We start from the raw sequence: 20,162 nt of genomic DNA on the forward strand, positions 1-20,162 counted from the left end.
CCCGGCCTATTGAGCGCCGCATGATCGTCACCCCCGACACGCTTTCGCTGATCGGCAACACGCCGCTCGTCCGCCTCGCCGGCCCCAGCGCCGCAACCGGGTGCGAGATCCTGGGCAAATGCGAATTCGCCAACCCCGGCGCCTCGGTGAAGGACCGTGCTGCGCTCTATATCGTCACTGACGCGGAGGAGCGCGGGCTGCTCGAGCCCGGCGGCACCATCGTCGAGGGCACGGCCGGCAACACCGGCATCGGCCTCGCGCTCGTCGCCAACGCCAAGGGCTACAAGACGATCATCGTCATGCCCGAGACGCAGAGCCGCGAGAAGATGGATACGCTGCGCGCGCTCGGCGCCGAGCTGGTGCTGGTGCCGGCCGCGCCCTATTCGAACCCCGGCCACTTCGTCCACACCTCGCGCCGCATCGCGGAAGAGACCGAGAATGCGCTGTGGGCGAACCAGTTCGACAACATCGCCAATCGCCGTGCGCACATCGCCGGCACCGCGGAAGAAATCTGGGCGCAAACCGGCGGCAAAGTGGATGGATTCACGTGCGCGGTCGGCACCGGCGGGACCTTCGCCGGGGTGGGGCTTGGCCTCAAGGCGAAGAACGAGAAGATCGTCGTCGCGCTCAGCGATCCGCACGGCGCCGCGCTCTATAATTACTACGCGAACGGCGAACTCAAGGCGGAGGGCAGTTCGGTCGCCGAGGGCATCGGCCAGGGCCGGATCACCGCCAATCTGGAAGGCGCGCCGGTCGATACCCAGTTCCGCATCGCCGATGGCGAGGGGATGGACTGGGTGATCCGCCTGCTCGCCGAGGAGGGGCTGTGCCTCGGCCTTTCGTCCGGCATCAACGTCGCCGGTGCGGTGCAGTTGGCGCGGCAGCTCGGCCCCGGTCACACCATCGTCACCATCCTGTGCGACACCGGGTTCCGCTATCTTTCGTCGTTGTGGAACCGCGATTGGATTGCGGCGAAGGGGCTGCCGATGCCGCCCTGGTTCGCCCAAACGTCTGGTCGGGCTTAACAATGCGCGGTTCCCCGTCTATCTTCGGCTTGGGGAGGCGAGGACGTATGGCGCTTGCCGATGGCAAGGAAGCGGTACCACGGGTCGATTCGATGCAGCGCGTCCGCGTGGGCCTGACTGGCCTCGCCTTCGTGATGCTCATCGTCGCGCTGGTCAGTTTCATCTTCAACGCCGCCAGCGACGAGGCACCGGTGATGCCGATGATCGACCTCGCCAACATCACCCAGCCGCCCCCCGTGCACCTCAACACCGTCGTCGAAGAGCCGAAATCGGCCGATCCGATCTCGGAGATCGGCGTGGCGCCGAGCAGCGCGACACCGTCCGCTGCCGCCGGCGGCGGCAACAGCAGCGATCCGGCCCCGGCCCCGGCGGGGCGAGCCAACTGACGCGCGCGGGCGCGGTGCGTGTCGCCGCGCTCGCAGGCGGCTGGGCGCTGGCGGAAATGCTGCTGGGGCTCACGATCGGCGAATTCGCAGCGCGCGCGCGGGCGGAGGCGGTCGCGTTTCTCGCCGTCCGCCCGCCCTTGCTCGTCGTGCTCGCCTGGGCGGCGACGCCGGCGCGCCTGCCCGAACGCTGGCGCGCCTACGCATGGGCGCTGATCGCGGCGACGCTGGGCGAGAGCGCAATGACGACATGGCTCGGCGGGCCGCCTTCGGCGGCGGCCTTGCTTCGCCAGCTTGCGCTCAGCCTGTTGTTCGTCGCGGTCGCCGATATCGTCATCCAGTTCGTCCGTCGCCGCGGCGGGCGCGTGGCGACCGTGGCGGTGGCCGTCGTGCTGCTGGCGCTGGCGAGCGTTGCGCCGTTGCGCGAGGGCGGGGTGGCGCTTGCGCTGTCGGGTCCGCCGCGCGCGGCACCCGCCGCGGCGACGCCGGGCCGCCGGCTAGCCATCCTCACCGCGCTGCCGATCGTCTGGGGTGAGGGGGATGTGTCCGACATTCTCGGCGGGCATGTGCGCGGCGCCGACATTCATCCGATCCTCCAGCGCGCCTATGCGGTGCAGCCGATCGATCGCATCGATCAGGTGACCTTGGCCAACCAGACGCTGCTGCTCATCGCCCAGCCGCGCGCGCTGGATCCCGTCGAACTCGTCGCGCTCGACGATTGGGTGCGCGGCGGGGGCCGGGCGCTGCTGCTCGCCGATCCGGCGCTGGCGTGGCCGAGCCGCTGGCCGCTCGGCGACCGCCGCCGCGCGCCCCCGACGACCTTGCTCGATCCGCTGCTGACCCATTGGGGGCTCGGCATCGCGGCACCGGCCGATGCGCATGCCCGGGCGGTGCGGATGATCGGCGGCGCGCGGCTCGAAAGCCAGGGCGTCGGACGCTTCACGCGCAAGGGCGGTGGCTGCACGCTTGCCGTCGAAGGGCTGGTCGCCGATTGCCGGATCGGCCGTGGCCGGGCGCTGCTGGTGGCGGATGCCGACTTTCTCGATGCGCGCCAGTGGCGCGGCCCCGGCCCGCGCGGCGCCGAGCGCGAGCAGCGCCGCGCGGACAATGTCGCGCTGCTGCTCGGCTGGCTCGCCGCGCTCGACGGCCGGGGTGGGGTCGCCGCGCGCCCCGAGACCCTCCCGACTCGCTGGATTGATCCCGCCGCCCATTCGGACTGGCCCTTGCTCATTGGCCTGCTGCCGGGGCTGGGATGTCTGGGGACGGCATGGGCGATCCGCGCGGGCCGGCTGGGGAAATTCGGGGAAAAGGCGGGTGAGTCACGCGATTCCGGCGTTGGCGCCGTGAACAGTCCGGGAACAGCGCCGATCGGCCCTGCAACGCAACCCGAGATTCCCAAGGGAAATTCCTAATGAATCCCTGATTTCCCCGGAAATCCCCTAAAATCCCTTGCCTGCCCCGCGGTCTGTTGGTAGCAACCAGATCGGTTGAGGGCGGTCATTCCGCATTTTTGTGATGTGTAACCGGGTCGCCTGTGCGTCCCGGCGCGGGATGGCTTGTGCCCCCGTCAGGGGCGTAACGTGGGAACAAGGGGTAAGTATTTCGGCTACGGACTGAGTGGCGTTGACGATAAGGGTCGCGTCTCGGTGCCCGCCCGACTCCGCGCCACGCTCGAAGCCAACAGCGCTGGCCGCACCCTGTTCGTCTCGCGCCATCCGGTGGCGCCCTGCCTGATGGCCTACGACCGCCTGTTCCACGAAGAGCTGCCCGATTTCCTGCTCCGGCTCGCCGAGGAAGAGGGGCAGGACAAGGATCGCAAGCCCACCCAGTCCGAACTCGCGCGCGCCGCCGGCGTGTCCGACGAGCTGCCGTTCGACGGCAGCGGCCGCTTCGTGCTGCCGCCCTTCATGCGCCGCACCGGCAAGATCGAGACCAAGGCGCTGTTCGTCGGCGCGCTCGACATCGTCGAGATCTGGAACCCCGAAATCGCCCTCACCGCCGATTGCGTTCCCGCGGCCACCCGCGAGGTCGCCGAATTCCTGCTGGAGGGCGGCAAATGACGCCCTTCAGGCCGCTCGATGCCGCCCCCCATATTCCCGTGCTCGGCCCCGAAGCGGTGGCGGCGCTCGCCATCGCACCGGGCGAAACGCATGTCGACGGCACCTTCGGCGCGGGCGGCTACACCCGGCTGATGCTGGCCGCGGGCGCGCGCGTCTATGCGTTCGATCGGGATCCCGATGCGATCGCCGAGGGCGCAGGGCTCGTCGCCGAGGCGGCCGGCGCGCTGACCCTCGTGCCTGAGCGCTTCTCGCAGATTGCCACCGCGCTCGGCGAGCGCGGCATCGCGCCCGTCGACGGCATCGTGCTCGATATCGGCGTCTCGTCGATGCAGCTCGACCGCGCCGAGCGCGGCTTCAGCTTCCAGACCGACGCCGCGCTCGACATGCGCATGGAGCAGGCGGGCGAAAGCGCCGCTGACTTCCTCAACACCGCTCCCGAGGCCGAGATCGCCGACACGCTCTATCGGTATGGCGACGAGCCCCGCTCGCGCCGGGTGGCGCGCGCGATCGTCGATGCGCGGCCGATCACCCGCACTGCCGAACTGGCGACGATCATCCGTCGCGCGCTCGGCCACCGCCCGCACGAGCCCAAGGATCCGGCGACGCGCAGCTTCCAGGCGATCCGCATGCGCGTGAACCGCGAGCTGGAGGAACTGGAAGGCGGCCTCGCCGCCGCCGAGCGGGCGCTGAAGCCCGGCGGCCGGCTGGCGATCGTGACCTTCCATTCCGGCGAGGACCGGCTGGTCAAGAATTTCCTGCGGGCGCGTTCGGGCGCCACGCCCGCGGGGTCGCGCCATATGCCAGACACGCGGGGCGCCGCGCCGCTGCCCAGCTTCGAGGCGGTGGCCAAGCCCGTCCGTCCCTCCGCCGAAGAGACCGCCCGCAACCCTCGAGCCCGGTCGGCGACGCTGCGCGTCGCGCGCCGCACCGCCGCCCCCGCCTGGCCCGCCGCGTTTGGAGAAGCCGCATGATGATCGCCCGCCGCCTCCGCCCGCTCGGATGGGCTCTCGCCATCGGTACCGCCGCGGTCAGCTTCTACCTCGTCTCGCTGCGCGTCGCCTCCGAACGCGGCGCGCTGGAGAAGGTCGAGCGCGAGATCACCGGTACGCAGCACGACATCCGCCAGCTGCAGACCGAGCTGAAGACGCGCGCCAGCATGCGTCAGCTCGAGCGCTGGAATGGCGACGTGCTTGCGCTGTCCGCGCCCAGCGCTGCCCAGTATCTCGAAGTCGCGCAGCTTGCGCGGGTCGATGCGCTGCCGGATGGCGATCCCGCGCAGCTCAACATCCCGCAGACGGTGCGGCTGGCTTCCTATGAGCCAGCGCTTGCCGCGCCCGCCGTCGTCGCGACGTCAGCCGCCGCGCCGAAGCCCGTCGCGCCGCCGCCGGTCACCGCGACGCGGACCGCCGAGGCCGATCTGCCGCCGCCGACGCGCGTGGCGAGGGTGGATGACGCGGCGGCCGCCGCCCGGCGGCGCCAGCGCGGCGAGATGCTCGCGCGCCGGCTGGTCGATGGTTCGGGCGAGATGGGCCGCGTCGCGATGCGCGATCCCGCGCGTATTCCTGCCGTGGCGCCCGCCCGGCGATGACCACGCTAGTCGCCCGGCCCCAGCGCGCGCATCTTGCGGATCAGCGCCATCAGTCGGCTGCGGTCGCGCATTTCCGGCTGATGCTGCTGATGCTGCTGTTCATCGGCGCCGTCGGTGCGGTCAGCGTGCGGCTGGTGTGGCTGACCTTCGTCAGCGACGGCCCGTCGGCACGCGGCGCGATCGGCAGCGCGCCGGTGCGCGCAGATATCGTCGATCGCAACGGCGAGCCGCTGGCGCAGACCGTCGAGGCCTGGTCGATCGGCATCCACCCCAAGAAGGTGCTGGGTGACCGCAACGAACTGGCCGAGAAGCTGGCGGAGCTGATGCCCGAGCGCAGCGACGCCGAGTATCGGCGCATCCTCAATTCCAGGGTCAACTTCACCTATCTGCGTCGCCGCGCGCTTCCCGAACTGGTGGAGCAGGTCAACGCGCTGGGCGAGCCCGCGGTCGCGCTCGCGCGCGAGCCCGAGCGCTTCTATCCGCAGACCACCCTCGCCGCGCAGGTGCTCGGCTATACCAATCGCGACGGCAAGGGCGCGGCGGGGATGGAGCGCGTGCTCGACGAGCGGCTGAGCGATCCGGCGCTGCGCGGCAAGCCGGTGCAGCTTGCCATCGACATGCGCGTGCAGGCGGCGATGGAGAGCGAACTCTATGCCGCGATGCAGAAGCACAGCGCGCTGGGTGCGGCCGGCCTGATCCTCGACGTGGATACCGGAGAGGTGGTCGCGATGGCCTCGATGCCGGTCTACAACCCGAACAAAGTACCCGCGATCCCCGCCGACGCGCAGGTCAGCCCGCTGCGCAACGCGGTGACGCAGAGCGTGTATGAGCTTGGCTCCACCTTCAAGCCGCTGACCATCGCCGCGGCGCTGGATACCGGCGTGGTGCCCTCGCTCGCCAAGCGCTACGACGCGACCGCGCCGGTGCCGATCGGCCGCTTCCGCATCAAGGACGATCACCCGCTCAACCGCTGGCTGAACATCCCCGAAACGCTCGTCCACAGCTCCAACATCGCGACTGCGCGCATCGCCGACGAGATGGGGCAGGCGCGCATGGAAAAGCTGTTCCGCAGCGTCCATTTCGATGGCCCGCCCGATATCGAGCTGAAGGAGCGCGGCTCCTCGCTGTGGCCGGTCAACTGGGGCCGCGCGACGACGCTGACCACCTCCTACGGCCACGGCATCGCGGTGACGCCGCTGCAGCTCGCCAGCGCTTATGCCGCGCTGGTCAATGGCGGCATCTGGCGGCCGGCGACGCTCTACAAGATCGAACCGGGCAAGGCGCCCAAGGGCAGCCGCGTGTTCACCGCCGAGACCAGCGAGAAGATGCGCCATTTGCTGCGGCTGGTGGTGACCGACGGCACCGGCCGCCGCGCCGATGCGCCGGGCTTCCGCGTCGGCGGCAAGACCGGCACCGCCGAAAAGGCGCAGGCGGGCGGCTATTCGCGCAGCCGCAACGTCTCCACCTTCGCCGCGGTCTTCCCGATGGACCGGCCGCGCTATGTGGTGATCGCGATGCTCGACGCGCCGGTCGGCACGTCGGACACCTATGGTTTCACCTCCGCAGCATGGACCGCCGCGCCGGTGATCTCGCGCACGATCGCGCGCGCCGGGCCGATGCTGGGCGTGCTGCCGGGCGCCGATCTCGACAACAGCGCGCTGCACGCGCTGCTGGGCAAGGACAAGGAGCACTGATGAAACTGGGCGCGCTCACCGGCACCGGCGATGACGCGACCGTCACCGGCTTCGCGATCGATCACCGCAAGGTGGCCGCGGGCACGGTGTTCGGCGCGTTCCCGGGCGCGCGCTTCAACGGCGAGGATTTCATCGCGGATGCGGTGCGGGCCGGGGCCGTCGCCATCGTCGCGCGACCCGGGGCGGCGGTCGCGGGCGCGGTCCACATCGCCGCTGCCGAGCCGCGCCAGGCGCTCGCCGCGCTGGCGGCGCGCTTCTTCGCGCCCTTTCCCGAAACCGCGGTCGCCGTCACCGGCACCAACGGCAAGACCTCCACGGTCGAGCTGACCCGCCAGCTCTGGCGGATGGCGGGGCGCCATGCGGCCTCGATCGGCACGCTGGGCGTCACCACCGCGGACGAGCAGGTCTCCACCGGCCTCACCACCCCGGACATCGTCACCTTCCTCAGCAACGTCGCGGGGCTGCGGCGCGAGGGCGTGACGCACCTCGCCTTCGAGGCGTCCTCGCACGGCCTTTCGCAATATCGCACCGAAGGGCTGCCGGTCGCGGCCGCGGCGTTCACCAACCTCAGCCGCGACCATCTCGACTATCACGGCACCATGGCGGCCTATCTCGACGCCAAGCTGCGGCTGTTCACCGAGGTGGTGGAGCCGAGCGGCACGGCGGTGATCTGGGCGGATGACGGCGCGTCGTCCGCAGTCGAATCCGCGGCCAGCGAGCGGGGGCTCCGGCGGCTGACGGTGGGCGAGAAGGGCGAGGGGCTCCGGCTCGTCGGCCGCTCGCCCACCCAGCTGGGCCAGACGTTGCAGATCGAGGTGGAGGGCAGGCCCTTCACCGTGAAGCTGCCGTTGATCGGTGCCTATCAGGCGGCCAACGCGCTGGTTTCCGCCGGGCTGGTGATCGCCACCGGCGGCGACGTGCCGACCACGCTCGCCAACCTCGCGCGGGTGCAGCCGGTACGCGGCCGGCTGGAGCGCGCGACGATCACGCGCGCCGGCGCGCCGGTCTATATCGACTATGCCCATACCCCCGACGCGATCGAGGCCGCCATCGCCGCGCTGCGTCCGCATGCGAAGGGCCGGCTGATCATCCTCGTCGGCGCGGGCGGGGATCGTGACACGGGCAAGCGCCCCGAAATGGGCGCGGTGGCGACGCGGCTGGCCGACAGGGTGATCGTGACCGACGACAATCCCCGCAGCGAGGATCCCGCGGCGATCCGCGCGGCGATCATGGCGGCCGCACCCGGTGCGACCGAGATCGGCGATCGCCGCGAGGCCATCGCCGCGGCGGTGGCCGACGCGGGCGCGGACGATATCGTCCTCGTCGCCGGCAAGGGGCATGAGCAGGGGCAGATCGTCGGCGATCTGGTGCTGCCGTTCGATGATGTTCAGGTCGCGCGCGAGGTGGCGGCGTGAGCGGGGCTGTCTTCTTTACCCCCTCCCCTTCAGGGGAGGGGTTGGGGTGGGGGCGAGCACAGCGCGCTTCCGCGCAAGCGGAAACAACGGCGCCGCCGGGGGCATTGAGCCCCCGCCGCCGCTTCCCCACCCCTTCCCCCTCCCCTGAAGGGGAGGGGCTTTGCAGCGCACCTCATCAGAGGCACGGAGGGATCGTCCCATGACGCCGCTGTGGACCGCGTTCGAGATCGCATCCGTTACCGACGGCGAGGTGCATGGCGGTTTTTCCGCCACCGGCGTCGCGTTCGATTCGCGTGAGGTCGGCCCCGGCGACCTGTTCGTCGCGCTCGCCGGCGAGAACACCGATGGCCACCGCTTCGTCGACCAGGCGTTCGCGCAAGGGGCGGCGGGCGCCATCGTCAGCCGGCCGATCGCGCAGCCGCACGTGCTGGTGAACGACGTCACCGCTGCGCTCAGCGCGATCGACGCGCGGCCGCATGTGCTGGTGCGCGATACGATGACGGCGCTCAACGAGCTCGGCGCGGCGTCGCGCGCACGCTCGGCGGGCAGGATCGCCGGCGTCACCGGCTCGGTCGGCAAGACCGGCACCAAGGAGGCCCTGTTCCAGGCGCTCGATCGCGCTGCGCCCGGGCTCGCCCACCGCTCGGTCAAATCCTACAACAACCACACCGGCGTGCCGCTCAGCCTCGCCCGCATGCCGCGCGAGGCGCACTATGGCGTGTTCGAGATGGGCATGAACCATGCCGGCGAACTCGCCGCGCTCACCCGCCTGGTGCGTCCGCACGTCGCGCTGGTCACCGCCATCGCCCCCGCGCACGCCGCCTATTTCTCGGGCGAGGAGGAAATCGCCGACGCCAAGGGCGAGATCTTCGAAGGCCTGGAGCCCGGCGGCATCGCGATCATTCCGTTCGACAGCCCGCATCGCGATCGGCTGCTCGCCAAGGCGCGCCGGCATGCCGGCACGATCTGGACCTTCGGCCGCGGCGAGGGCGCGGATGTCCGTGCGCTCTCTTCGGCGCGCACCGATCGCGGCACCGCCGTCGTCGCGCGGCTGCCGGGTGGCGAGCTGCGCTACACCGTCGCGGCGCCGGGCGATCACTGGGTCTCCAACTCGCTGGCAGTGCTGGCCGCGGTCGAGGCGCTGGGCGGGGATCTGGCCGCCGCCGGCCTCGCGCTCGCCGAGATGGAAGGGCTGGCGGGGCGCGGCGCCCGCTCGCGGGTGGCGGTCGATGGCGGCGAGGCGCTGGTGATCGACGAGAGCTACAACGCCAATCCCACCTCGATGACCGCGACGATCCGCCAACTCGGCGAGGAACCGGCCAAGCGCCGGGTCGCGGTGCTCGGCGGGATGCGCGAGCTGGGTGCAAAAAGCGACGACTATCATGCAGCACTCGTCGGCCCGCTGCTGGCGGCGGGCGTGGACTATGCACTTCTTGTCGGCGAGGAGATGGCGCCCCTCGCATCGAGGCTTGAGGGCAGCGTCGATTTCGACCATGTGCCCGACGCCGCTGCCGCGCGCGAGCGCCTGCTCGTCAGGATTCGTCCCGGGGACGCGGTTCTCGTCAAGGGTAGCAACGCCATCGGGCTCGCGCGTCTCGTGGAGGCCATGACCTCCGGAGCGATGGCGGGTGGGAAGACCTGAACACATGCTCTATCTGATCGCCGAACATCTGGGCTTTCCGGGTGTCCTCAACCTGATCCGCTATCTGAGCTTCCGCACCGGGGGCGCGGTGGCGACCGCGCTGCTGATCGGCCTGATCATCGGCCCGAAGTTCATCGGCTGGCTGCGGCTGCGCCAGGGCAAGGGCCAGCCGATCCGCGAGGATGGCCCGCAGACCCACCTCGCCAAGCGCGGCACCCCGACGATGGGCGGGCTGATGATCCTGACCGCGCTCAGCATCTCGGTGCTGCTGTGGATGGACCTTGCGAACAGCTTCACCTGGGTGTGCCTGTTCGTGACGCTGGCGTTCGGCTCGATCGGCTTCCTCGACGATTATGACAAGGTCACCAAGGCAAGCCACAAGGGGCTTTCCAGCCGGATCCGGCTGCTGCTGGAGTTCGCGGTGGCGGGCTTCGCGAGCTGGCTGGTGATCCGCCAGATCGGCACCGAACTCTATCTGCCCTTCATGACCGGCGTCTCGATCGACCTCGGCTGGTTCTACATCGCCTTTGCGGCGTTCACGATCGTGGCGTTCGGCAACGCGGTGAACCTGACCGACGGGCTCGACGGCCTCGCGACGATGCCGGTGATCATCGCCTCGGTGGCGTTCCTGATCATCGTCTATCTCGTCGGCAACGTCCGCTTCGCCGCCTATCTCGGCATCCCGCACGTGCCGGGCGCGGGTGACCTCGCGATCTTCTGCGGCGCGATCATCGGTGCCGGGCTTGCCTTCCTGTGGTTCAATGCGCCGCCGGCGGCGGTGTTCATGGGCGATACCGGCAGCCTCGCGCTGGGCGGCGCGCTGGGCGCGATCGCCGTCACCTCGCACCATGAGATCGTGCTCGGCATCATCGGCGGCCTCTTCGTGGTCGAGGCGATGTCGGTGATCATCCAGGTGTTCTACTACAAGCGCACCGGCAAGCGCATCTTCCTGATGGCGCCGATCCACCACCATTTCGAGAAGATGGGCTGGGCCGAGCCCACCGTCGTGATCCGCTTCTGGATCATCGCGCTGATCCTGGCGCTGGCCGGTCTCTCGACGCTCAAGATCCGGTGATCGCCAGCCCCGCCTTTCGCGGCAAACGCTATGCGGTTCTCGGGCTGGCACGCTCGGGCCTCGCGACCGTGCGCGCGCTGCTGGAAAGCGGGGCGGAGGTCGTGGCGTGGGATAGCCGCGCCGAGGCGCGGGAAGCGGTGCTTTCTTCCCCCTCTCCCCTGCGGGGAGAGGGGCAGTCGCGCTTGGCCTCCGAGCCTGCCGACAGCCCCCTCTCCCTGTCATCGCTGCGCGATGACGGTCCCTCCCCCCGGAGGGGGGAGGGTTTGGTGCTCGCCGACCCAATGGCCATCGATCTCGGCGGCTTCGATGGCCTCGTCGTCTCCCCCGGCGTGCCGATCAACCGCCATCCGATCGCCGCCAGGGCGCGCGAGGCGGGGGTGCCGCTGATCGGCGATATCGAACTGTTCGCACAGGCGCGCGCCGCGCTGCCGCCGCATCGCGTGGTCGGCATCACCGGCACCAACGGCAAGTCGACGACCACCGCGCTGGTCCATCATATCTGCGAGACCGCGGGGCTGCCGGCCCTGATGGGCGGCAATATCGGCGTGCCGATCCTGTCGCGCGATCCGCTGCAGCCCAACCCCAAGGGCAGCGGCGTCTATGTGCTCGAACTCTCGAGCTACCAGATCGACCTCACCACCAGCCTCGATTGCGACGTGGCCGTGCTGCTCAACATCACCCCCGATCATCTCGATCGCTATCTCGACTTCGCCGACTATGCGGCGTCGAAGGCGCGGCTGTTCCAGCTGCAGTCGAAGGCGAGCGTGGCGGTGATCGCCACCGAGGATGATCCGAGCCGCGCGATCGCGGCGCACGTCAACCACCGGCTGGTCCGCGTCGCTTCCACCGAGATCACCGATCAGTCGCGCTGGCCCAGCCTCCAGGGGCCGCACAACGCGCAGAACGCCGCCGCGGCGATCGCGGTCGCGCGCGCGCTGAACATCGCCGATGCGGTCATCGAAGCGGCACTGGAAACCTATCCCGGCCTGCCGCATCGCATGGAGCGGGTGGCGGAGCGGGACGGCGTGCTGTTCGTCAACGACAGCAAGGCGACCAACCCCACCTCGACCGCGCCGGCGCTCGCCGCCTATCCGGCGGTGCACTGGATTCTCGGCGGGCAGGCCAAGACCGACGAGCTGGATGCATGCGCGCCGTGGTTCGGCCATGTCCGCGCCGCCTACACGATCGGCGAGGCGGGGACGCTGTTCCAGAAGCTGCTCGGCCCGCACATGAAGGTCGAGGATTGCGAGATGCTGTGCGAGGCGGTGAAGCGCGCCGCGGCGGCGGCGGCCCCGGGGGAAACGGTGCTGCTGAGTCCGGCCTGCGCCTCGTTCGACCAGTTCAGGGACTATGAAGCGCGCGGCGATGCCTTCCGCGCCGCAGTGGGGGCGCTGAAATGAGCACGACATCGGCACCCGGCCGCAAGATCAGCGCCAAGCGCATCGGCGCAGCCGCCCGCACCATCGGCGGTCGTGGCGACAGCACACCGATCGGCGCCTGGTTCTGGGAGATCGATCGCGTGCTGCTGACGATGGCGCTCGTGCTCATCGTCATGGGGCTGATCGCGGTCGCCTGTGCCTCGCCGGCGGCGTCGCAGCGCTATTCGGGCGGCGGCATCACCTACGCCCCGCTCCATTATTTCTGGCGCCAGCTCATCTGGGTGGTGCTGAGCCTGCCGGTGCTGGTCGGCGTGTCGATGATGTCGAAGAACGCCGCGCGGCGCTTTTCGCTGATCGGCGCAGGCGTGTTCACCCTGCTGCTCGCGGTGGTGCCGCTGATCGGCAGCGAGGTGAACGGCGCGGTGCGCTGGATCGGCCTGGGCTTCACGCAGTTCCAGCCCTCCGAATTCCTCAAGCCGCTGTTCGTCGTCTCGACGGCGTGGCTGCTCTCGCTCAAGGCCAAGGATCCCAGCCTGCCGGTGGCGCCGCTCAGCGGCCTCGCAACCGCGGCGATCGCGGTGGCGCTGATGCACCAGCCCGATCTCGGCCAGACCATCGTCTTCATGATCATGTGGTTCGCGCTGCTGATGATCTCGGGCGTATCGGGCCGTGCGCTGGGCCTGCTCGTGGGGTCCGGCATCGGCGGGCTGATCGCCGCCTATTTCTTCTATCCGGTCGCGACCTTGCGCATCAACGGCTGGCTCGGCATCGGCGCCGATGCGGGGCAGGCGGTGGATACCTACCAGACCGACATGGCCTATGCGACGCTGACCGCGGGCGGCTTCTTCGGCACCGGCCCCGGCGGCGGCACGATGAAGTTCAAGCTGCCCGAGGCGCATACCGACTATATCTTCTCGGTGATCGGCGAGGAATTCGGCCTCATCGCCTGCCTCGCGATCGCGCTGCTGTTCCTCGCGCTCGTCGTTCGCGTGTTCGTGAAGCTGCTGGACGAGGAGGATCCCTTCACCGTCCTCGCCGCGGCCGGCCTTACCGTGCAGTTCGGCGCGCAGGCGCTGATCAACATCGCGGTCAACGTCCAGCTCGCCCCCTCCAAGGGCATGACCTTGCCGTTCATCTCCTATGGTGGCTCGTCGATGCTCGCCCTGTCGATGGGGTTCGGATTGCTGCTTGCATTCACCCGGCGAAATCCCTTTCTCACCCGCTCTCCCTATGTCGTGAAATGGAGCGGACGATGACCGCCTCTCGCCACTATGTCCTCGCCGCCGGCGGCACCGGCGGCCATATGGTGCCGGCGCATGCGCTGGGCGCCGAGCTGATCGCCCGCGGCCACAGCGTCGCGCTCGTCACCGATGAGCGCGGCGCACGCATCCCGGGCCTGTTCGAGGGCATGGCAACGCATGTCATGCCCGCCGGCCGCATCGCCGGCGGCCCGATCGGCTGGCTGCGCGCCGGCCGCTCGATCCTGGCCGGCCGGGCGATGGCGCGCGGGCTCAACCGGCAGGTGCGGCCCAGCGCCGTCATCGGCTTCGGCGGCTATCCGGCGCTGCCCGCGCTGCTCGCCGCGCTGAAGGATGGCGTGCCGGCGATGGTGCATGAACAGAATGCGATCCTCGGCCGCGTCAACCGGCTGCTCGCCGGTCGCGTCGATATCATCGCCACCGCCTATCCGGATGTGCAGCGGCTGAAGCCGGCGCATGCCGGCAAGGTCCGCCTCGTCGGCAATCCGGTGCGCAAGGAAGTGCTGGCACTGCGCGACGAGCCGTTCCCGGCGTTGACCGAGGATGGCCAGTTCCGCGTGCTGGTGACCGGCGGCAGCCAGGGTGCCACCATTCTCTCGACGGTGGTGCCCGATGGCCTCGGCTTGCTGCCGCTTGGCCTGCGCCGCAACCTCAAGGTCGTGCAGCAGTGCCGGCCGGAGGATATCGAGGATGTCCGCCGCCGCTACGCCGAACTCGGCATCGATGCGGAGCTGGCGACCTACATGCAGGACATGCCCGATCGGCTGCGCTGGTCGCAGCTCGTGATCGCGCGCGCCGGCGCGTCGACGATCGCCGAGCTGACCGTCGCCGGCCGCCCCGCGATCCTGATTCCGCTGCCTTCGGCGATGGACGATCACCAGACCGCGAACGTCGTCGAGATCGTCGACGCCGGCGGTGCGCGCGCGATCGTGCAGAGCGTCTTCACCCCCGTGGAACTCGCCAAGCAGATCCAGAAGCTGGCCGGCGAACCCGGCGCGCTCGCCGAGGCGGCGGCGCGGATGCGCGAATGCGGCCGCCCCGATGCGGCGTCGGCACTGGCGGACGTGGTCGAATCCTATGGCGTGACGGTGCGTGAAACCGCGCCGGCCCCGCGCGGGAGCGTCTACGCATGAAGGGGTTCGCAACCGATATCGGCACGATCCACTTCATCGGCATCGGCGGCATCGGCATGTCCGGCATCGCCGAGGTGATGCACAATATGGGCTATGACGTGCAGGGCAGCGACGTCGCCGAATCCTATGTCGTCGAAGGGCTGCGCAGCCGCGGCATCCGCGTGTTCATCGGCCATGAGGCGGCGAACGTGGAAGGCGCGGCGGTGATCGTCACCTCCACCGCGATCAAGCGCGGCAACCCGGAAGTCGAGCGCGCCTATCAGCTGCGCATCCCCGTCGTGCGCCGCGCCGAGATGCTCGCCGAGCTGATGCGGCTGAAGTCGACCGTCGCGGTCGCGGGCACCCACGGCAAGACCACGACCACCTCGATGATCGCCGCGCTGCTCGATGCCGGCGGCGTCGATCCGACCGTGATCAACGGCGGCATCATCAACAGCTACGGCTCCAACGCGCGCCTCGGCGCCAGCGACTGGATGGTGGTGGAGGCCGACGAGAGCGACGGCAGCTTCCTGCGGCTGGACGGCACCGTCTCGGTCGTCACCAACATCGATCCCGAGCATCTCGACCATTATGGCGGGTTCGACGCGGTCAAGGATGCGTTCGTCCAGTTCGTCGAGAATGTGCCCTTCTACGGCGCGGCGCTGCTCTGCCTCGATCATCCCGAGGTGCAGGCGATCCTGCCGCGCGTGCGCGACCGCCGCATCGTCACCTACGGCTTCTCGGCGCAGGCCGACGTCCGCGGCGAGCATGTGACGCCGGTGCCCGGCGGCAACCGCTTCGATGCGGTGATCCGCCATCGCGACGGGTCGCAACGCACCATTGCCGATATCATGCTGCCGATGCCCGGACGGCACAACGTCCAGAACGCGCTCGCCGCGATCGGCGTCGCGCTCGAACTCGGCATCGAGGACGCGACGATCGTCGAGGGCTTCTCGCGCTTCGGCGGGGTCAAGCGGCGCTTCACCAAGGTGGGCGAGGTCGATGGCGCGATCGTGATCGACGATTATGGCCATCATCCGGTGGAGATCCGCGCGGTGCTCGCGGCGGCGCGCGAAGGGGCGCAGAATCGCGTGATCGCGGTGGCGCAGCCGCATCGCTTCACCCGCCTGGAAAGCCTGATGGACGAGTTCGCGCAGGCGTTCAACGACGCCGACATCGTCTATATCAGCCCGGTCTATGCCGCGGGCGAGGCGCCGATCGCGGGCGTCGATGCGGCGGCGCTGGTCGCCGGCATCCAGCTGCGCGGCCACCGCGCCGCTGCGACCATCGCCAGCGCCGACGCGCTCGCCGCCGAACTGGCGCGCGTGGCGGAGCCCGACGACCTGATCGTCTGCCTGGGCGCGGGCGACATCACCAAATGGGCCGCCGGCCTCGCCGATGCGATCCGCGCCGCGCGCGCGGCGGCGGCGGCCTGATGGCGGCGCTCGCCCTTCCTCCGCTCTCCGGCAGCGTCGAGCCCGGCGGCAGCCTCGCCGACTTCATCTGGTTCCGCACCGGCGGGCCGGCCGAATGGCTGGTGCGCCCCGGCGACACCGCCGATCTCGCCGCCTTCATGGCGGCGCTGCCGCCGTCGCTGCCGGTGCTGCCGGTCGGCGTCGGCTCCAACCTGATCGTGCGCGACGGCGGCGTGCCGGGCGTGGTCGTGCGCCTGCCCAAGAGCTTCGCCAAGGTGGCGGTCGAACCCGGGCATCGGGTGCGCGCCGGCGGTGCGGCGATGGGCATCACGGTGGCATCGGCGGCGCGCGATGCGGGCATCGCCGGCCTCGAATTCCTGCGCGGCATCCCCGGCACGGTCGGCGGTGCGGTCAGGATGAACGCCGGCGCCTATGGCCGCGACACCGGCGATATCCTCATCGAGGCGACCCTGGTGCTGCGCGACGGCAGCGTCGAGACCTGGCCGGCGGCGAAGCTGGGCTACACCTATCGCCATTCGGCGCTGCCCGCGGGCGCGGTGGTGGTGCAGGCCTTGTTCGCCGGCACGCCGGGCGACCCCGCCACGATCGGCGCCGAGATGGACCGCATCGCCGCCGAGCGCGAGGCCAGCCAGCCGCTGCGCAGCCGCACCGGCGGCTCGACCTTCAAGAACCCGGAAGGCCACAAGGCGTGGGCGCTGATCGACGCCGCCGGCTGCCGGGGCCTGACCCGCGGTGACGCGCAGGTCTCCGAAAAGCATTGCAACTTCCTGCTCAACCTCGGCACCGCGACCTCTGCCGACATCGAGGCGTTGGGCGAAGAGGTGCGCGCGCGGGTGAAGGCGCATTCGGGAATCGAGCTGGAATGGGAAATCCAGCGGATCGGGGTGAAGGCGTGAGCACTATATTGCACATCGCGGTTCTGATGGGCGGCTGGTCGTCCGAACGCGAGGTTTCGCTGATGAGCGGCAACGGCGTGGCGGACGCGCTGGAGAGCCGTGGCCACCGCGTTACCCGCATCGACATGGGCCATGACGTCGCCGAGAAGCTCGCCGCCGCCGCGCCCGACGTCGTGTTCAACGCGCTGCACGGCACCCCGGGCGAGGACGGCACGATCCAGGGCCTGCTCGACCTGATGGGGCTCACCTACACCCATTCCGGCCTCGCCACGTCGGTGATCGCGATCGACAAGCAGCTCACCAAGATGGTGCTGGCGCCGCACGGCGTGCGCATGCCGGGCGGCCATGTCGTGACGTCGGAGAGCCTGTATCTCGGCGATCCGCTGCCGCGGCCCTATGTGCTCAAGCCGATCAACGAAGGCTCGTCCGTGGGCGTCGCCATCGTCACCGCCGGCGGCAATTATGGCGATCCGATCGGCCGCGACACCGTCGGGCCGTGGAACGCGTTCGAAAGCCTGCTGGCCGAGCCCTTCATCCGCGGCCGCGAACTGACCACCGCGGTGCTCGACGATCGCGCGCTGGCGGTGACCGAGCTCAAGCCCAAGAGCGGCTTCTACGACTATGAGTCCAAATATACCGACGGGCTGACCGAGCATGTCTGCCCGGCGAACATCCCGGAGGAGATCGCCGCGGCCTGCCTTGACATGGCGCTGAAGGCGCATCGGGTGCTGGGCTGCAAGGGCACCAGCCGCGCCGACTTCCGCTGGGACGACGAGCGCGGCGTGGACGGGCTCTACCTGCTTGAGGTCAACACACAGCCGGGGATGACGCCGCTCAGCCTGGTGCCCGAACAGGCCCGGTTCATCGGCATGGACTATGCGTCGCTGTGCGAGGCGATCGTACGGGAAGCGCTGGCGGGCAAGGGGGAACGATGAGCGCACGGACGGTCAAGCGGAAGGGGGCATCCCCCAAGCGGCGCAGCGGGCAGAGCCGGCCGTCGATACTGTCGCGCGCCGCGGCGGCGCTGCCGATCTCCTCGGCCACGCTCGATCGCCTGCTCAACGGCACGCTGGTGCTGCTGGTGGGCGGCGTCGCGCTGGTCGGCATCAGCTTCCTGGGGCTGCCGGCGATGGCCTATACCGAGGTTGCGGAAGCCGCCGGCCGCGCGGGCTTCGAGGTCAAGCGCGTCGAGGTGACCGGCATCGACAAGATGGACCGGCTGACGGTCTACGCTGTCGCGCTGGATCAGCATTCGATGGCGATGCCGCTGGTCGACCTCGAAAAGGTCCGCGCGCAGCTGATGACCTATGGCTGGATCGCCGACGCGCGCGTCTCGCGCCGCCTGCCCGATACGCTGCTGGTCGACATCGTCGAGCGCAAGCCGGTGGCGGTGTGGCAGAACAACCAGGAACTGAGCCTGATCGACGCCGACGGCGTGGTGCTGGAACAGATCGCGGCGAACGCCGTCCCCGACCTGCCGATGCTGATCGGTCCCGACGCCAACCGCCAGACCGGCCGGCTCGCGACACTGATCGAGGCCGCCCCGGCGCTGCGCCCGACCATCGCCGGCGCGAGCTGGGTCGGCCATCGCCGCTGGGACGTGCGCTTCCGTTCGGGGGAGACGCTGGCGCTGCCCGAGGGGGACGAGGCCGCCGCCAAGGCGCTCGTCACCTTCGCCCGGATGGAGGGCGTGGAACGGCTGCTGGGCCGTGGCTTCACCCGCTTCGACATGCGGGACCCGACCCGGTTCGTGGTCCGCGTGCCCGAAGGCGTGCGCAAGGCGGCGGCTGCCGCCGCCGCCGCGAAAGCCGCCGAACAGAGCGGCGTCGCGGCACCGGAGGATGAGACCGAGAAGGCGCGCCGCGAGGCGGAAACCGCTGCGTTGAAGGGAGACGCGTGATGGCACAACCTAAAGGGGAACTGATCACGGCGGTCGACATCGGCAGCTGGAAGGTCTCGGCGCTGATCGCGGAGCGCAGCGAAAGCGGCGACCTGCAGGTGCTGGGCACCGGCCAGCGCGAAAGCCGCGGCGTCAAGCGCGGCTATGTCGCCGACATGCGCGCGACCGAACTCGCGGTGCGGGAAGCGGTGGAACAGGCCGAGCGCATCGCCGGCGTCAGCATCGAGGATGTCTGGGTCAGCTTCTCGGCGGGCGGCCTGATCAGCGACATCGTCTCGGTCGAGGTCGAGATGGGCGGTCACCGCATCGAGCAGCAGGACATCGACGAGCTGCTCGCGGCGGGCAAGAGCTCGATCGATCCCGAAGGCCGCATGATCCTGCACGCGCAGCCCGCGCTCTACACGCTCGATGGCCTCACCGGCGTGAAGGACGCGCTGGGCCTCCACGCCGACCGGCTGGGCGTCGACATCCACGTCGTCGCCGCGGACGGGTCGCCGGTGCGCAACCTCGGGCTGTGCGTCGCCAGCGCGCACCTTGCGGTCAAGTCGATCATCGCCTCGCCGGTCGCGACGGGCATGGCCTGCCTGTCCGCCGAGGAGCGGGAGCTGGGCGTGGCGCTCGTCGAGATGGGCGCCGGCGTCACCAACATCTCGCTGTTCTGCGGCGGCATGCTCGTCGGCCTCACCTCGCTGCCCTATGGCGCGGCGGACATCACCGACGACCTCGCCTCCGCCTTCGGCACCAGTCGCGCGCAGGCCGAGCGGCTGAAATGCTTCTACGGATCCGCCACCGCGAGCCCGCGCGACAATCACGACATGATCGAGGTGACGCCGATCAGCTCTGAACAGGATGGCAGCGAGGGCATCCGCATCACCCGCGCGCAGCTGATCGGCGTGATCCGCCAGCGGCTGGAGCATCTGGTCGGCGAGATCGGCAAGGCGCTGAAGGATATGGGTTTCGGCGGCCCTGTCGGCCGGCAGGTGGTGCTCACCGGCGGCGGCGCCGAGCTCAAGGGCATCGCCGATTATGCGCAGGGCGTGCTCGGCCGTTCGGTGCGGATCGGCCGCCCGCGCGGGCTCGCGGCAATCCCCGATGCGCACAGCGGGCCTGCCTTCGCGACGCTGGCAGGGCTGGTGCACTACGCGGCGACCAACCCGGTTGATCTGCGCGCGATCCAGCCGGCCAATCAGATGGTCCACCGCAGCAATTCAACTGCCTGGGTTCACAAGCTTATTTCTGCGTTCAAGACCGGCTATTAGGAAAATGCGTCCACCCGTTAACTTTTGTGTCGATTTGGG

Annotated in this window: 18 protein-coding genes; all 18 read left to right on the plus strand. The window is 70.0% G+C overall.

Annotation, left to right across the window (positions count from 1 at the left end; all coding sequences use genetic code 11):
* The first annotated feature begins 20 nt into the window (after window positions 1-20).
* The 18 genes from NX02_RS00660 (at window position 21) to ftsA (ending at window position 20,123) form a co-directional block, all read left to right on the plus strand.
* On the plus strand, window positions 21-1,025 hold the full coding sequence (locus NX02_RS00660) for a cysteine synthase A (RefSeq protein WP_025290287.1): 1,005 nt from the start codon (window positions 21-23) through the stop codon (window positions 1,023-1,025).
* Window positions 1,026-1,072: 47 nt separating this feature from the next.
* A complete protein-coding gene (locus NX02_RS30465; protein ID WP_025290288.1) occupies window positions 1,073-1,411 on the plus strand; it encodes a hypothetical protein in 339 nt (112 codons plus the stop codon).
* 14 nt (window positions 1,412-1,425) lie between these two features.
* On the plus strand, window positions 1,426-2,820 hold the full coding sequence (locus tag NX02_RS30470) for a Gldg family protein (protein WP_025290289.1): 1,395 nt from the start codon (window positions 1,426-1,428) through the stop codon (window positions 2,818-2,820).
* Between the two features lie 234 nt (window positions 2,821-3,054).
* Window positions 3,055-3,468 (plus strand): division/cell wall cluster transcriptional repressor MraZ, encoded by a 414-nt coding sequence (locus NX02_RS00675; protein ID WP_053000554.1) that lies wholly within the window; start codon window positions 3,055-3,057, stop codon window positions 3,466-3,468.
* On the plus strand, window positions 3,465-4,439 hold the full coding sequence (gene rsmH / locus NX02_RS00680) for a 16S rRNA (cytosine(1402)-N(4))-methyltransferase RsmH (RefSeq protein WP_025290291.1): 975 nt from the start codon (window positions 3,465-3,467) through the stop codon (window positions 4,437-4,439). The genes NX02_RS00675 and rsmH overlap by 4 nt, the downstream gene beginning before the upstream one ends.
* Window positions 4,436-5,056 (plus strand): hypothetical protein, encoded by a 621-nt coding sequence (locus NX02_RS30475; RefSeq protein WP_025290292.1) that lies wholly within the window; start codon window positions 4,436-4,438, stop codon window positions 5,054-5,056. The genes rsmH and NX02_RS30475 overlap by 4 nt, the downstream gene beginning before the upstream one ends.
* The gene (locus tag NX02_RS00690; protein ID WP_025290293.1) at window positions 5,053-6,750 is read left to right on the plus strand and encodes a peptidoglycan D,D-transpeptidase FtsI family protein; all 1,698 of its coding nucleotides are present in this window, start codon (window positions 5,053-5,055) and stop codon (window positions 6,748-6,750) included. Before NX02_RS30475 ends, NX02_RS00690 begins: the two co-directional genes overlap by 4 nt.
* Window positions 6,750-8,165: a UDP-N-acetylmuramoyl-L-alanyl-D-glutamate--2,6-diaminopimelate ligase gene (locus NX02_RS00695; protein WP_025290294.1), complete on the plus strand. Its 1,416-nt coding sequence runs from the start codon at window positions 6,750-6,752 to the stop codon at window positions 8,163-8,165. The genes NX02_RS00690 and NX02_RS00695 overlap by 1 nt, the downstream gene beginning before the upstream one ends.
* Before the next feature lie 199 nt (window positions 8,166-8,364).
* The gene (locus NX02_RS00700; RefSeq protein ID WP_025290295.1) at window positions 8,365-9,807 is read left to right on the plus strand and encodes a UDP-N-acetylmuramoyl-tripeptide--D-alanyl-D-alanine ligase; all 1,443 of its coding nucleotides are present in this window, start codon (window positions 8,365-8,367) and stop codon (window positions 9,805-9,807) included.
* 4 nt (window positions 9,808-9,811) lie between these two features.
* Entirely contained in the window at window positions 9,812-10,882 is a 1,071-nt protein-coding gene (gene mraY / locus NX02_RS00705) for a phospho-N-acetylmuramoyl-pentapeptide-transferase (RefSeq protein WP_025290296.1), read from the plus strand.
* On the plus strand, window positions 10,879-12,282 hold the full coding sequence (gene murD, locus NX02_RS00710; protein ID WP_025290297.1) for a UDP-N-acetylmuramoyl-L-alanine--D-glutamate ligase: 1,404 nt from the start codon (window positions 10,879-10,881) through the stop codon (window positions 12,280-12,282). Before mraY ends, murD begins: the two co-directional genes overlap by 4 nt.
* Entirely contained in the window at window positions 12,279-13,517 is a 1,239-nt protein-coding gene (locus NX02_RS00715) for a peptidoglycan glycosyltransferase FtsW (RefSeq protein ID WP_025290298.1), read from the plus strand. The genes murD and NX02_RS00715 overlap by 4 nt, the downstream gene beginning before the upstream one ends.
* Window positions 13,514-14,653, plus strand: a complete 1,140-nt coding sequence (murG, locus tag NX02_RS00720) for an undecaprenyldiphospho-muramoylpentapeptide beta-N-acetylglucosaminyltransferase (RefSeq protein WP_025290299.1) — start codon at window positions 13,514-13,516, stop codon at window positions 14,651-14,653. The genes NX02_RS00715 and murG overlap by 4 nt, the downstream gene beginning before the upstream one ends.
* The gene (murC, locus tag NX02_RS00725; RefSeq protein ID WP_025290300.1) at window positions 14,650-16,068 is read left to right on the plus strand and encodes a UDP-N-acetylmuramate--L-alanine ligase; all 1,419 of its coding nucleotides are present in this window, start codon (window positions 14,650-14,652) and stop codon (window positions 16,066-16,068) included. The genes murG and murC overlap by 4 nt, the downstream gene beginning before the upstream one ends.
* A complete protein-coding gene (murB, locus tag NX02_RS00730) occupies window positions 16,068-16,964 on the plus strand; it encodes a UDP-N-acetylmuramate dehydrogenase (RefSeq protein WP_025290301.1) in 897 nt (298 codons plus the stop codon). Before murC ends, murB begins: the two co-directional genes overlap by 1 nt.
* Window positions 16,931-17,899 carry a D-alanine--D-alanine ligase gene (locus tag NX02_RS00735; RefSeq protein WP_047099712.1) on the plus strand — a complete coding sequence of 323 codons (969 nt, stop codon included), beginning with the start codon at window positions 16,931-16,933 and terminating at the stop codon, window positions 17,897-17,899. Before murB ends, NX02_RS00735 begins: the two co-directional genes overlap by 34 nt.
* The gene (locus NX02_RS00740) at window positions 17,896-18,864 is read left to right on the plus strand and encodes a cell division protein FtsQ/DivIB (protein WP_025290303.1); all 969 of its coding nucleotides are present in this window, start codon (window positions 17,896-17,898) and stop codon (window positions 18,862-18,864) included. The genes NX02_RS00735 and NX02_RS00740 overlap by 4 nt, the downstream gene beginning before the upstream one ends.
* The gene (gene ftsA, locus NX02_RS00745) at window positions 18,864-20,123 is read left to right on the plus strand and encodes a cell division protein FtsA (protein ID WP_025290304.1); all 1,260 of its coding nucleotides are present in this window, start codon (window positions 18,864-18,866) and stop codon (window positions 20,121-20,123) included. Before NX02_RS00740 ends, ftsA begins: the two co-directional genes overlap by 1 nt.
* Window positions 20,124-20,162: the final 39 nt, after the last annotated feature.

This window comes from Sphingomonas sanxanigenens DSM 19645 = NX02 (assembly GCF_000512205.2).
Lineage (GTDB): Bacteria > Pseudomonadota > Alphaproteobacteria > Sphingomonadales > Sphingomonadaceae > Sphingomonas_D > Sphingomonas_D sanxanigenens.

What these genes read in the sequence shown, in the direction of transcription:
- NX02_RS00660 (WP_025290287.1), top strand. Translation starts at nt 21, where the DNA reads ATGATCGTCACCCCCGACACGCTTTCGCTGATCGGCAACACGCCGCTC.
- NX02_RS30465 (WP_025290288.1), top strand. Translation starts at nt 1,073, where the DNA reads ATGGCGCTTGCCGATGGCAAGGAAGCGGTACCACGGGTCGATTCGATG.
- rsmH (WP_025290291.1), top strand. Translation starts at nt 3,465, where the DNA reads ATGACGCCCTTCAGGCCGCTCGATGCCGCCCCCCATATTCCCGTGCTC.
- NX02_RS30475 (WP_025290292.1), top strand. Translation starts at nt 4,436, where the DNA reads ATGATGATCGCCCGCCGCCTCCGCCCGCTCGGATGGGCTCTCGCCATC.
- NX02_RS00690 (WP_025290293.1), top strand. Translation starts at nt 5,053, where the DNA reads ATGACCACGCTAGTCGCCCGGCCCCAGCGCGCGCATCTTGCGGATCAG.
- NX02_RS00695 (WP_025290294.1), top strand. Translation starts at nt 6,750, where the DNA reads ATGAAACTGGGCGCGCTCACCGGCACCGGCGATGACGCGACCGTCACC.
- NX02_RS00700 (WP_025290295.1), top strand. Translation starts at nt 8,365, where the DNA reads ATGACGCCGCTGTGGACCGCGTTCGAGATCGCATCCGTTACCGACGGC.
- mraY (WP_025290296.1), top strand. Translation starts at nt 9,812, where the DNA reads ATGCTCTATCTGATCGCCGAACATCTGGGCTTTCCGGGTGTCCTCAAC.
- NX02_RS00715 (WP_025290298.1), top strand. Translation starts at nt 12,279, where the DNA reads ATGAGCACGACATCGGCACCCGGCCGCAAGATCAGCGCCAAGCGCATC.
- murG (WP_025290299.1), top strand. Translation starts at nt 13,514, where the DNA reads ATGACCGCCTCTCGCCACTATGTCCTCGCCGCCGGCGGCACCGGCGGC.
- murC (WP_025290300.1), top strand. Translation starts at nt 14,650, where the DNA reads ATGAAGGGGTTCGCAACCGATATCGGCACGATCCACTTCATCGGCATC.
- murB (WP_025290301.1), top strand. Translation starts at nt 16,068, where the DNA reads ATGGCGGCGCTCGCCCTTCCTCCGCTCTCCGGCAGCGTCGAGCCCGGC.
- NX02_RS00735 (WP_047099712.1), top strand. Translation starts at nt 16,931, where the DNA reads ATGGGAAATCCAGCGGATCGGGGTGAAGGCGTGAGCACTATATTGCAC.
- NX02_RS00740 (WP_025290303.1), top strand. Translation starts at nt 17,896, where the DNA reads ATGAGCGCACGGACGGTCAAGCGGAAGGGGGCATCCCCCAAGCGGCGC.
- ftsA (WP_025290304.1), top strand. Translation starts at nt 18,864, where the DNA reads ATGGCACAACCTAAAGGGGAACTGATCACGGCGGTCGACATCGGCAGC.